This is a genomic window from Edaphobacter sp., from assembly GCF_035532915.1.
Lineage (GTDB): Bacteria > Acidobacteriota > Terriglobia > Terriglobales > Acidobacteriaceae > Edaphobacter.
The window spans coordinates 1-13703 of record NZ_DATKQC010000370.1; the positions used below are offsets into that span (position 1 = coordinate 1).

The window sequence follows — 13703 nt, forward strand, 5'->3', positions numbered from 1 at the left end:
AACCTTCAACTGGTGCGCGATCTGAAGTCGGAGAAGCTCAAGATGACGGCAGAGAAGCGGGTGAAGACGTCGACACTCGAAGGCCTGACGTTCGTGCTGACAGGGACGTTGCCGAACCTCACGCGTGAGATCGCCAAAGAGAAGATCGAGTCTGCCGGGGGCAAAGTCTCGGGCAGCGTCAGCAAGAAGACGAGCTACGTGGTCGCAGGCGAAGAGGCAGGATCGAAGCTGGACAAGGCCAACTCGCTGGGAGTGGCCGTGGTGGACGAAGAAGGTTTGCTGGCGTTGCTGGAGCAAGGTCCAACAACGCCAGCGTGAGGGTTCTGTCTTAGCGGGTGGTGACTAAGACCAATCCTTGCGGCGGGATGGTGATGGTCAGGCTGCCATTCTTCAGCGATGAGGTCTCCGGTGGAGAGGCCTTACCGGCTTCGCGCAGCTTCGCGATCTGATCGCGCGTGGGGAACGCTGGTCGGCCCATCGCGTCGTAGGTCTTGATGACGTTGCCGTGGTTCGCGTCGAGCCGCCAGATCTCTACCGGCGCGTTCGCAGAGACCCCTTCGAGCTTTACGGTGAAGGTCTTCGACGGTCCGGGATTCGCGGGTGGCGGCGTGTAGGCCGGCCCGCTGCCGTAGGGCGCCGTGTAGTTCCACAGGGCGATGGCGAGCGAGCCGTCTTCGCGGCGGGTGGCGAGCGCCGAGTCGGAGTCGAGCTTGATGCGGCGATCGCCAAGGTGATGCAACATGGCGAAGGCGTTGAGCGCGGGCTTGGGGATGTCGTCTTCGGCGATGAGACCGAAGCCGCCATAGAACGGCGTGCGCGTGACGCCCTGCTCTTCGAAGACGTCGGAGAAGGTCCAGTAGCTCATGGACTGGGTGAGGCCGTCGCACTGGCTGATGTTGCTGGCCAGCCACGGGCCCATGTAAACGGAGTCGGTGACGTCGGGCTCGTTAGCGTAGCTGGCGTTGTACTCGCTCATGATGAGCGGGATCTTGGGATAGGGCGAGGCGATGATCTCGTCGTGCACCATCTTTACGGCGCGAGCCACCATGTGTTGGCGAGAGATATCCTCGTCGGTGCCGAGGACGTTCTTCGCGGTGTCATTGCCGTAGACGTGGGTGCTGACGAAATCGACAGGAACGTTATCCTTCTTGCAGTGCGCCAGAAAGTCCGCGACCCATGCGGCCTGCGCGGTCGACGGCCCGCCCACGCGGAGGCGGCTGTTCACGGCTTTGATGGCGCGAGCGGTGTGGTCGTATAGCTCAAAATAGGTAGGCTGCTTGGGATTGCCCGCCCAGAAGTCGATGTTCGGCTCGTTCCATACCTCGAAGTCCCACTGCGCTACTTCGTCGATGCCGTAGCGAGCTACGAGGTGCTGAACGAAGGCGGTGATCATGTTGTCCCACTCCGCATAGTTCTTCGGCGGAGAGACGTTCTGCTTGTACCAGAAGGCGTGCAGCGCATTCGGGTCAGAGGCCATCTTCTTCGGCATGAAGCTGAGCTCAACGTAAGGTCGAATGCCATTAGCGAGCAGGCCGTCGTAGATCTGGTCGACGTAAGAGAAGTTGTAAATTCCTGAATCCGAGGACGAGGCCACGTCGGCGCTCGTCATCTGGGCAAACTTGATGGGGCGGCGGTCAGGATCGTAGAGGCCTACATCGTCCATGAATATGCCGTGGAAGCGAACGGACTTGAAGCCGGTGGCTTTCTTCACGGTGCGCAGGTCTTCGCGGTAGTCCTGCCGGAGCGAGAGAATGGCGCGGCCGGAGCCGAAGGTCTGCTCCCAGAAGTGTGGAAAGGGCGTGGTGGCGGCGTTCGCGTTGATACGGAGCGTGGTCATGGACGATGCCGGAGTTTGTGCAGGAGAGGGAATGCCGAGGCAGAGGGTAAGGAGGACGGCAGAGCCGACTGACAGCAGACGGCGTGGAGATAAATTCATCGAGCGCTCCGGCGATTCAGGTTTGGGGGCAGAGCGATCGCTTCACCCCCGAAAATTCAAAAGTTTAATCGCATTAGAAATTCTATCTGGCGTCCGGCATCGGCGGTGGTGGCTTTGCCGAAGTCGGCGTTCTGAATATTGGCCGCCGGATCGGAGTTGCCGTTCTGGATAGGCGCGAGGTTGAGCAGGTTGAAGGCGTTGAACAGGTTTGCCTGAAAGCGCAGCGTGGCGGCGTGGCCCAGACCTTCAAACTGAACTTCTTTGGCGAGGCTGAGGTCGACATCGCGATAGCAGGGGCCGGTGAAGCTGTTGCGGCCGATACCGGGGGTGTAGACGTAGTTCTGTCCCGGAGGCAACGTTGGCGGCGTGGTATTGAAGTAGTTCTGGCCGCCAGCCGTACCTGCTGTTCCGCCGGACAGGGTGCGGTTGGGGAAGTTGGAGCCGCTGATATAGGCATTGTTGGAGCAGCTTCGGCCGATGGGGCCGGAGCCGTAGAGGATTGCCAGCGGGCGTGTCGGCGAAACCACCGCCGCGTTGGGAACGAGGTTGGATTGCAGGTTGTAGGTGACGGGCGTCCACGGGAAGCCGGAGTGCAGGCTCGCGATGCCGTTCACCTGCCAGCCATTGGCCACGGCTTTGACGAGGAAGTTGCTGGAGTGGACTTTCGGAGTGGTGTAGAGAGCCGAGATGGTGGCGCGGTTCCGCGTGTCGTAGTCGGACGGCCCATACTCTGACTTGTTGTTGGCTGGGTTGGTCTGGTTGGCGTTGGAGTTGGCGCCGTCGCCGTTCGAGACCTGATCCATGTTCTTCGAGAAAGTGTAGCTCCCCTCGATCTGGAAGCCATGGCTGAGCACGCGCGCTACGCGGACGTTGAGAGAGTTGTAGGCCTGAATGGAATCGGTCTGCGCGAAGAAGGCTGCATAGGTCGGCGAGTTGGTGTTGTTGTAGAGGAAGTTCTGGTTGACCAGACGCGGATTGTGGCGAGCGAGGCTGCCGCCGTAGCCGATGGTCAGCACGATCTTCGATGGCAACTGGGTTTGGGTCTCAAGCGAGTAGAGGTAGCTCACCGGATTTCTGATGCGGCCGCCGACGCCGTACAGCTCAATCTGCGCTCCACTGGCGGGGAAGCCGTTGGCGTTGACGCCTCCTGCGAATGCCGGGTTGGTGGGATAGCTGTCGGCTGCGTTGCTGGTGCCGAGAGAGTACTTGATCTGTCCGTCTGCGAAGGGGCTGGTGTCCTGACCGCAGCAGACGTTGAAGGTAGCCGCGCCGGGAACGTTGTCGATGGCCTGCGTGTTGAAGAGCGCGGCGTCGAGATGGTTATAGGCGACTGCGAATCCGCCGCGCAGAACGACGTTGTTGTTGTAGATGGCGGGCGTCCACGCAAAGCCGATCTTCGGAGCGTAGTGGCCGTAGTCAGTGTTGTAGAGATCGTGTGTGGGAACCAGCGTCATGCCGGAGAGCTCGGAGCCGGGAGACCCGAGGACAGGCTTGCTGACGTTGCCGCCCTTGTTGCTGATCGGCGTATAGATCTCATAGCGAAAGCCGGTGTTGAGGGTGAAGGTCGGAGTCACCTTCCAATCGTGCTGAACATAGCCGGCGATATCTTTGGAGCGAAGGTAGAGCTGCGTATTAGGTGCGGCGCCGGTAAGGGTGCTGGCCGTGATGCCCTCGAAGATGGGAGCATCGTTGGCGAAGTTCCACAGGCCCTGCATGGCATAGACAGGGCGTGTGGTTCCGGAGAGCTTGTCATTATCCTGTTCGAAACGAATCTCGCCGCCGATGCGCAGGACGTGCGAGCCGAAGGTATGCGTGACCTGGTCGCGAACCTCGTAGGTGTTTTCTGCGAAGATTGCGGGATTGCTGCTGCTCTGTTGTACGCCGAAGTTGATGTTGTTGGAGAAGGGCAGTCCCTGAACGTTGATATAGGGGATGCCGTAGTTCACCGTGCCTGCACCGTCGCGAAGGGCATTTTCGGCGAAACGGGTGCTGTTGCCGCGCAGCTCGTTGAGCCAGCTTGGCGAGAAGGTGTGGATATAGATGAGGGTAACGGCGGTGTTAAGCGGCTTGAAGGGAACGTCGGACTGAGGGCGCGAATCGGCTGCGCCGCTGGTGCCGTAGTTGTCCAGCTTGGTGATGTAGAAGCTGCCTGCGAACTGGTCCTTTTGCGTTGCGTACCAGTCGACACGGCCATTGAATTGATTTCCGCGAGAGCGGTTAGGCACGAGTAGCTGCGCGTATTGCACATCGGGCTTGGTATCGAGTCCGCCGCCGACATAGGTGGCAACGTTGTTCGCTGCGGATGGAGTATAGACGCCGAGCTGTGACGCGCCTCCAGCCGTGGGCGATCCGATGTCTACTCCAGTGCCTGCGGGTTTGCAATAGGGGCCGCCAGCGGCGGTCTGCACCTCGCCGTTGACTGGGGCGTACAGGCTTTGATTGTTCGCGTAGTCGGAGCAGTCGATGGGAAGAAGGTTGATGATGCGCGGCGTTACGCCAGCCGAGGTAAGAATGCTGGAGGTGATGCCGCCGGGGCGAACGGTGGGAACCAGCGCGCGGTATTCAGGAGTCTCCACGTATTGCGAGATTGTACTGTTTCCGTCGTAACCGAAGCCGGAGTAGGAGGCGAACCCGAAGAGCTTGTCCTTGATGATGGGGCCGCCGAGGGAGGCGTCGTAGGTGCGTTGCTTGGTCTCGACGCGCAGGGGGAGTTGCCCGTCGGGGCCGCCGTACTTCGCAAAGGCGTTCAGGCCGGGCTCGTCGTAGAGGAAGAAGAGCGAACCATGCAGGTCGTTGGTGCCGCTCTTGGTGACGACTTTAATCTGTGCGCCGGAGTTGCGCCCGTCGGACGCATCATAGGAGGTGGAGAGGATGGTGATCTGGCCGATGGCCTCCTGGTTCGGCGTGACGACGGCGGAACCGCCGTGGGTGAGCGAGTCGACGGTGACGCCATCGACACTGTAGGTATTGTCGGCTACGGGCTGACCGTTGGCTGAGATTTGCGTCTGGTTCTCGGTCTGGAAGATGCCGCGCGACGATCCTCCGGGGCCTGCGCCGTTGGGAAGGAAGACAGCGTTCCCGTTGCCTGCACGTGCGCCATCTCCGGTAATACCGGGAGCGGTGCGCAGAAGCTCGTACGGATTGCCGCCGATGACGGGTAAGCGCTGGATCGCTTCGCTGGAGATGGTGCTGCCGATGCTCGCATCCGCATTTTGCAGCGCAGAGACCTCATCGGCGTTGACGGTAACCGTTTGAGAGACATCGCCGGTGGTGAGGGTCACATTTAAATTGCGCGGAGTCTCTGCCGCAAGCGCGACGTCGTCAAGGGTGGACGCCTTGAATCCTGTGGCCGTGACGACGAGGGAGTAATGCGCCGGTGGAAGCTCGTTGAAGTGGTAGACCCCGTTGCTGCTGGTAGTCGCCTTCTGCGATTGGCGGGTGGCGGGGTTGGTCAACGTCACGGTCGCATTTGGAATGATGGCTCCGGTTGGATCCTGCACCGTACCGGAGAGACTGGCACTGAATTGTCCGTAGGCCGGAGCGCACAGCACGAGCGCAAGCGCGATGAGGGGAAATCGCATGAGAAGACGCGAGTATCTGGCGTACATGAACTGCCTCCGAGGAAGTGATTGATTCTTCTATCCTGCCGCCGGTGTTCTCGCTGAGTTGGCGGGAATTTCTCTATGAAACGAGAAGCGGTCCGTTCGAAGAACGGACGCCCGGCACTTGCGAAATATTGTTTTGGGGCCTGCATCGAGCGAGGTCTTCCTGAACGCGAAACTCCTCACAGGCTCGGGAGATAGATAAGGCAGCAGGCAGTGCAGAACGCCTGAAGTCGTACGCAACACCGACATGCGTTGTGATGCCAGAGGGGTACTGAAGTTTGTCCGTCGCAGAAAATTAATGCGACAGGATTTTTTGCGCTATGACATTGGCCGGGAGTGAGTTGTTAAAGCAGCGATGCCGCAGAGTAACCTCTGCGGCATCGCTGTTGCTATCTTCTGAAGCGCTTACTTGGTGTTCTGTGCCTCCATCTGCGCGTGTGGATAGTCGGCGCGGATGGTCAGAATCTCGTAAGGATGGATGGGGACGGTGACCTTGTCTCCAGAGATGGTCAGCGGAGAACCGGTCGGCTTCTCCATCAGGTCGGTCTCTGTTGCCGAGGTTGCGCCCTTGGGCAGGGTAAAGACAACGTCAGACTGCTTGCCCGCCCACTCGAACACACGGAAGATCAGGCCATTGTCGTCTTCCGCCTTCTTGACGGCGGTCAGAACAACATTGTCCGGGCTTACCGAGATGTAGGAGTGCTCACGAGGCAGGCTGCCCGTGTGCGATTCAACCTGGCTCGCATGCAGCTTGTAGTTGAACTCGTATCCGGCGCGCTCGGTCAAAGCGCTCTGCCATGTTCCGGCGTGAGGATAGAGTTCATAGCTGAAGTGGTGCGGTCCGCGATCGGCATCGGGATCAGGCGAGACGGGAGAACGCAGCAGCGAGAGTCGCAGCACGTTGTCCTGTCCGTCGTATCCATACTTGGTTGCGTTGATCAGGCTGAAGCCATGCTGCGCATCTCCCAGATCAGCCCAACGAATCGCGGGAACCTCGAAGCGGGCCTTCTCCCAGCTGTTGTTGCGGGTAGTTGCACGCTGGATGGTGCCGTAGGGAATCTCGTACGTCGCCTCCGGTCCTGATGCCGACAGCGGGAAGGCTGCCTTCAGCAGGACGTGGGTTTCGTGCCAGTCGATATCGTTGCCGATGACGACCTTGTCCGAACCAGCGTAGAGGGTAATGTCCTGCACGAACTTCGAGCTCTGCCAGGTGCGGGCCACGCGAATGGTAGCGCGCATGGGTCCCTTCTCGGGGAGGGTGACCGAGTCCACCTGTTCGATCGGCGTGTTGTGGTCGAGCGTGCCGGGATCGATGTTCCAGGCGTCGTAGTCCTTGGGCTTGTCGACGAAGGTCTGCAGCTGGTTGCCGCAGGCTCCCTTGGCAAGGGTCTCGAAGTTCGACTTCTTATCGAAGATGCTGGTGATGCAACCGTTCGCGGGATCAACAACGATGCGAAGCGCTGCATTTTCCAGCGTGTATCCGCTGACCTTCAGGTCGCTGACAAATGGCTTCGTTCCGGGGACGACGTGCAGTACCTGGTAGCCCATCGAAGGAACGTTCTTCGCCTCGACCAGCAGCTTATAGGTATGGGTCTTCTCGTCGGTGGACACCACCTCCGAAGGCAGAACGTGATTGCTCGCGTCCAGCACGGAGACGCCGTTTGGCGAGGCCGACCGCAGTTGAACACTGACCTCGGTGACACCCGAACGCTGCCACCCGAGCGGGTTGAAGACGAATACGGGAACGCCAGCGGCGGTCTGCGTATCGACCTCGGACGAGAGCGTATGCAGCGCCTTGTTCGAGGCTTCATTGGTCTCCCAGCGAACCTGATCGTAGTCCTTCTGCGCATCTTTATAGATGATGCCGATTCCCGAGCCGGCCGCAAGGTCGTGGAACTGGTTGAAGGTGATCTTCTCCCAAGCGTCGGTGAACCGCTTATTGGGATAGGAGTCGCCGTTGAGCCATGCCAGCGAAGCGTACTTCTCTGCGTTCAGCGTCCATTCCTCGCTGTCGCGCATGTTGCGCTTGTGGTTGGCCTGGGTCGTAAAGACTCCACGGTGATATTCGAGATAAAGCTCGTCGTTCCAGGTGGGGATGTGGATCTTGCCTTCCTCGGCGGTGGGATAGGTATATCCCTTGGCGATGGACTTGTAGTCCCACGTTGGGGAATCGCTGGCAATCTCCTTCTCGACATGAGTAAAGAAAGGCTGTGCGAGACCATACTTCATGTTGGGAATGATCTTGTTCGACTCCATCCAGTGGTCGCCCTGGTCAAGCACGGAGCGGGTTGCGCCGCCGCCATGATCGCCGACGCCATAGAGGTCCATCATCACGTCGAGGCCGGGCGAACGCTTGCGCGCCGAGACCAGGTCGGTGGAGAGTCTCACCGGGCCGAGGTCGGTGTTTCCATAGCCCTCGGGGAAGTAGGTCAACACCTTGCTGCCGTCCGGGGCCTCCCACCAGAAGAGCTTGAGCGGAAGCTGGTTGGTATCGTTCCAGGTCATCTTCTGGGTGACGAAGTAGTCGATGCCGGAGCGCTTGTAGATCTGAGGAAGCTGCCAGTTGTAGCCAAACGAGTCCGGGTTCCAGCCGATGCGAACATCCACTCCATACTCTTTCTGGAACCAGCGCTTGCCGAGCAGGATGGAGCGCACCTGCGATTCGCCGTCGGGCATGTTCAGGTCTGGCTCGACCCACATACCGCCGACGACCTCCCATCGGCCTTCCTTGATGCGCTTCTTGATCTCCTCGTTCATCTCCGGATACTTTTCGGCCATCCACTCGTTGTACTGCGCGGCGGATTGCGTGTAAGTGTAGTTCGGATATTCGTTCATCAACTGCAACGCCGAGCCGAAGGTCCGCTTCACTACGTCCACGGTCTCAGTGCGAGGCCACAGCCACGCAGCGTCAATATGCGAGTTGCCGGTGAGATGGAAGGTCGCCTGCTGAAGCATGGGCTTGAGCGGCTCGATCTCATTCTTCGCTTCGGTCAGAGATGCGTCGAACTTCTTCTGGTTATCTCCGTCCAGCGCGCTGAGGTCGACCGTGTTGATGGCCTTCTGCAGCGTGGCGAAGTCCTGGGTCGCATTTTTGGAGAGCGACGGGATCAGCAGGGCGCTGGAGATGAACTCCTGCTGAAGGTCCGACGGGTCGGGCCTGTTGGAGGCGAAGTCGATCTTCATCATCGAGCCGCCGAATCTCTTGTTGGCCACGGTGGGCAGAAGCTTGACCGCGACCAGAATCTTGTCGCCGGGCTTGGCGTTGTCGAAGAGGACGATCGGCTCAAGGTCGTCGCCCAGAGCGACGCGGCGGCCGTTGAAGTAAATGATCTGCGGCATCGAGCGGTCGCCGCGGGCGTTGAACTTGAACCAGATACGCGCGCCGGTCAGGTCGTAACCATCGAGCGTCTTCGGAATCTCCACGAGCTGGCGATACCAGACGGCGTCGGTGCCGCCCTGGCTGCCCGGCTTTACCACCGGCCAACTGCTGTCGTCCAAGTCGGCGGCTTCGCCATGGGCGACGTTGCCGACATGGGAGCGCCATGTCTCGGCGGGCAGGTAGTCGAAGGAGCCAAGCCGCTCGACCACTTTTTGCGACTCAGGCGAAAGGGTGGAGGGAATGTCAACGCCATGCCTGCGATGCTGGGCGCTGGCCGGGGTGCCGAGGCAGAACGGCGCGAGCACTATCGCCGAAGCCAGCAAGGCTCCCGCGTAGTTGCGTACCGTATGGAGACGCGAAAAAACGTTCATGTACAACTCCTTACTTAATAAATACCCGTCGTCTGAGACAGCAGTGGGCTGTCTCGCTTCAATTACCGCCTTCGCGTTAGTGATCGCAGTTTCGGAGTCGTCTCTGATGCGGCGATTGAAAGAAAGCGAAGGATTGGAACCTGGGCGCCAAAGCGAGACCGCCGCCGTTCCATTGCTTCCAAAGTCTTCTGAAATTTACGCTTCGTTTAACTTCTTGTGCAGTTTGGAAGGCCAAACATGATTGCGCTATCACACCGACTCATGTTCAGGTCTCAAGTATTCATCTGTCAAATGAAAGTTTTCCCCTCCCATGGCGTTACCGATTACGCCGCTAAAAAGTCCAATCCAGGGCACAGCGGGAGTTTAGTTCAAATTTGAGTCCGGGAAGTGAACAAAGAAGCATTTCCTTGTGTGATAGCATCCCTTTTCCTCGGAAAGAGGACTTTCAGTGGGGCTGAATTCAGATGCGGTCAGCCGGGGACAGCGTTGAACCGGGGGAAGCGATCAGGGTGGGCAGAAGAGTGTGACGAGCCACCAGATGCAGGAGGACTCTTCGGATGAAGATATATTCGGGCAATGATATCCGCAACGTCGCTGTCGTAGGACACTCCCATAGCGGCAAGACCACCCTGATCTCCGCTCTGCTTTATGCCGCCAGAATGACGCCGGCCAAGGGGCGGGTGGAGGACGGCTCGGCGGTGACCGCGTATGACGAAGAAGAGGTTGCGCGCCGGACCACCATGGCCAATGCCGTTGCCTTTGTAGAGTGGAGTGGGGTGAAGATCAACCTGGTAGATACCCCCGGCTTTCACATGTTCGTTCACGAGGCGCGTGCAGCCATGCTGCCGGTTGAAGCCGCGCTCATCGTGGTCAACGCGCAGATCGGGGTAGAGGCGGTGACCGACCGCGTCTGGAAGTATGCCGCCGAGGTCAACCTTCCTCGCATCCTGGTCATCAACCAGATCGACCACCCCAAGGCGGACAGCCGGATAGGCCGCCAGCGGATGATCGAGCTGATGCAGGAGAAGTGGGGGCGGCAGGTGGTGCCGGTGCAACTGCCGATCGTCGATCAGCATGGCTTTCACGGCGTGGTCGATCTGGTGACGATGAAGGCTTTTCTCTATGAGCCGGATGGTGATGGCCATGGAGAGGCCGGCAAGATTCCCGAATCAGTCGCTGCCGACGCGAAGCTGGCACACGAGGCGCTGGTCGAACTGGTCGCCGAGGGCAAAGACGAATTGATGGAGGAGTTCTTCCGGGAAGGCACCATTCCCGAGCATCACCTGATCGCCGCCCTGCATGAGGCCATACGAGAGGACCGGATCTTTCCGGTGCTCTATGCCAGCGGCCTGCGAAACGTAGGGACCGACCATCTTCTTGATTTTCTGAAGGTTTACGCTCCGGCTCCGGTCGAGCGCGAGCCGGTGGCGGCGGGCGGAATTGTCACCTCGCCTGCCACTTCCTCTCATGCGGACAATGGCGAGGCCAAAATCTTGCCGGAAGGCCTTCAGGAAGAGATCGTTATGCGGAAGGTCGAGGATGCGGAGCCGGTCGCCCTCTATATCTATAAGACAATGACCGACCCGTTCGCCGGCAGGATCTCGTTCTTCAAGGTCGTCAGCGGCATGGTCAGGACCGATACGACAGTGCAGAACTACACCCGGCAGGAGCCGGAGCGGATGGCCCACCTCTCCATCATGCAGGGCCGCAAGGCGGTCGAGGTGGCGGAGCTGCACGCCGGCGATCTAGGGGCGGTGGCCAAGCTGCGGGTTACGCTGACCGGGGACACGCTCGGTGACAAGGCGAATGAGATCTTTATCGAGCCGGTCTCCATGCCTGAACCGGCGATGACCTATGCCATCGAGCCGAAGACCCGTGGCGATGAAGACAAGCTGGGCCCGGCCCTCCACAAGCTGATGGAAGAAGACCAGATGATACGGTTCTTCCGCGATCCGCAGACGAATGAATTCCTGGTCGCCGGGGCGGGGCAGCCGCACATTGAGGCCATCGTCTCCAGGCTGAAGCGCCGCTACCATACGGAGGTGACTTTAAAAGCGCCGAAGGTGCCGTACCGCGAGACCATCCGCGGACATGCCGAGGCACAGGGCCGCCATAAGAAGCAGACCGGGGGGCATGGCCAGTTCGGCGACTGCAAGATCCGTATGGAGCCGCTGGCTCGGGGCACCGGCATCGTCTTCGTGAACGATATCTTCGGCGGGTCAATCCCGCGGCAGTATGTCCCGGCGGTCGAGAAGGGAATCCATGAGTCGGCGGCCCGCGGCTATCTGGCGGGCTATCCCGTGGTCGACTTCAAGGTGTCGCTCTTCGATGGCAGCTATCATGACGTCGATTCGAGCGAAATGTCCTTCAAGCTGGCTGCCCGCGCTGCCTTCCGCAAATGTATGGAGCTGGCAAAGCCCGCTCTTCTGGAGCCGGTCATGCGTGTAGAGATCGAAGCTCCTGACGAGTTCGCCGGGGCCCTGATCGGAGATCTGAACAGCCGCCGCGGACGGGTTCAGGGCATGGAGAGCGGTGGCGCCGGGACCCTCGTGCGCGCAGAAGTCCCTATGGCTGAGATGCTTAGCTACGGGACGACGCTGATCTCGATGACCCAGGGGCGGGGCAGCTTCCACATGGAGATGGACCATTACGAGGTCGTCCCCCAGCTTGTGGCTGAGAAGATACTGGCGACGGCGAAGAAGATGGTGCACGACGAGGCGGAAGAATAGCGAAACAGGATTGGCACTTTGGCTCTCGCGAACAAACCGTCGAAGAGTCCAATTCAGGGCGGCCTCGTTTGATTGATAATCGAATAGGCAAGGCTGTGAAAACCCCGCTTTCTTTTGGCAAATGAGAGTCTTTTTCTATTTAGTTGCCAACAAACAACATGCTTCAACCCCGGATGAGTCTATACCGGGGTACTGATACGTCCATACGTAGACGGACTGGCAGCATTCAAGTTCGAACTTAAACGTTTTGGCCAGGAGACACATTGGCGCCCGATTCAAGCGAACACCCGACTATCAGTCCGGACCATCAACTTCCGGCCCCTGCTCCGGAGCATCAGCAACGTAAATCTGTCCGGATTATCGTGTGGGTCGTGATCCTCTTGATCTTTGCGATCGGGTTCTTCCTGATTCTGCGCCATCATGACGACACGGCGAAGAAGCCCTCGCGCCGCGGTGCGGGTGGAGCGACGACGATCACCACGGTGACGGCGCAAAAGGGCGACATCGGTGTTTATCTCGACGCCATCGGCACGGTCACGCCGCTTCATACTGCGTCGCTCACCAGCCAGGTGAACGGCGTGGTGACGGCCGTTCATTATCAGGAGGGACAGATCGTCCGTCAGGGTGCGCCTCTGATCGACATCGACTCGCGCACCTATCAAGCCACCCTAATGCAGGCGCAGGGCATTCTGGAGAGGGATGAAAATATCCTTGCCCAGGCCAGGATGGATCTTGTGCGGTATCGCGATGCCTGGAGCCGCAATGCGATTCCAAAGCAGACCCTCGATGACCAGGAGAAGATCGTCCTGCAGAACGAGGGCACGGTCAAGAACGACCAGGGAACAGTGCAGTTCGACCAGGTCCAGCTTGACTATTGTCATATCACGGCCCCCTTCACCGGCAGGATTGGCCTGAGGTTGGTGGACCCCGGCAACGTTGTGCAGTCGTCGGGTGGCACGACGCTTGCGGTCGTGACCCAGATACAGCCGATCACGGTCATCTTTACGATTGCCGAAGATAATCTGGGACAGGTTCAGCCCCGTCTGCGCCAGCGGGCAAAGCTTCCCGTCTATGCCTTCGACCGGACCTCGCTGAATAAGATTGCCACGGGCACGCTGCTCACGCTGGACAATCTGATTGACACCACGACAGGAACTGTCAAAGCCCGCGCGCTCTTCGACAATAAGGATGGCGTCCTCTTTCCCAACGAGTTCGTCAATACGCGGTTGCTGGTCAACACGCTGCGCAATGTGACGCTTATTCCCTCGTCGGCGGTCCAGCACAATGGGCAGGAGGCCTTCGTCTACGTCATCCAGAACAATACGGCCAACGTTCGCAGCGTGAAGCCGGGGATAACCGACGACAACACCACGCAGGTCGAGGGCATCAATCCTGGCGACGTGGTTGCTGACAGCAGTTTTGAAAAGCTGCAGGACAAATCCAAGGTCATCATCTCTAAAACTCCGGTTCAGAGCAGCACCACGGGGAGTGAAGCTCCTTGAGTCCCTCACGCCCGTTTATTCTTCGTCCCGTTGCAACGTCACTGCTTATGGCGGCAATCCTGCTGGTTGGCCTTGTGGGTTATACACAGTTGCCCGTCTCCGCGCTGCCTGAGGTGAATTACCCGACCATTCAGGTTGTCACTTTTTATCCCGGAGCCAGCCCGGAGGTCGTTGCCACTAC

7 protein-coding genes are annotated in these 13703 nt (G+C 59.4%); 4 read left to right on the forward strand and 3 right to left on the reverse strand.

Features of this window, described 5'->3' with window-relative positions; all coding sequences use genetic code 11:
- Positions 1-318 (forward strand): BRCT domain-containing protein (locus tag VMU57_RS17570; RefSeq protein ID WP_325385778.1); only part of this gene is annotated, 318 nt, incomplete at its 5' end.
- A 10-nt stretch (positions 319-328) separates the two neighbouring features.
- Here the strand turns inward: VMU57_RS17570 and VMU57_RS17575 are convergent.
- The 3 genes from VMU57_RS17575 to VMU57_RS17585 all read right to left on the reverse strand — a co-directional run bounded on the left by VMU57_RS17575 (position 329) and on the right by VMU57_RS17585 (position 9291).
- Positions 329-1936: a GH39 family glycosyl hydrolase gene (locus VMU57_RS17575; RefSeq protein ID WP_325385780.1), complete on the reverse strand. Its 1608-nt coding sequence runs from the start codon at positions 1934-1936 to the stop codon at positions 329-331.
- 56 nt (positions 1937-1992) lie between these two features.
- Positions 1993-5544: a carboxypeptidase regulatory-like domain-containing protein gene (locus VMU57_RS17580; RefSeq protein WP_325385782.1), complete on the reverse strand. Its 3552-nt coding sequence runs from the start codon at positions 5542-5544 to the stop codon at positions 1993-1995.
- A gap of 402 nt (positions 5545-5946) precedes the next feature.
- Positions 5947-9291, reverse strand: coding sequence for an alpha-mannosidase (locus VMU57_RS17585; RefSeq protein WP_325385784.1), 3345 nt, complete (start codon positions 9289-9291; stop codon positions 5947-5949).
- A 557-nt stretch (positions 9292-9848) separates the two neighbouring features.
- Between VMU57_RS17585 and fusA the strand changes: the two genes are divergently transcribed.
- The 3 genes from fusA to VMU57_RS17600 form a co-directional block, all read left to right on the forward strand.
- On the forward strand, positions 9849-12020 hold the full coding sequence (gene fusA, locus VMU57_RS17590) for an elongation factor G (protein ID WP_325385786.1): 2172 nt from the start codon (positions 9849-9851) through the stop codon (positions 12018-12020).
- 263 nt (positions 12021-12283) lie between these two features.
- Positions 12284-13522, forward strand: coding sequence for an efflux RND transporter periplasmic adaptor subunit (locus VMU57_RS17595; protein ID WP_325385788.1), 1239 nt, complete (start codon positions 12284-12286; stop codon positions 13520-13522).
- Positions 13519-13703 (forward strand): efflux RND transporter permease subunit (locus VMU57_RS17600; protein ID WP_325385790.1); only part of this gene is annotated, 185 nt, incomplete at its 3' end. The genes VMU57_RS17595 and VMU57_RS17600, both read left to right, overlap by 4 nt.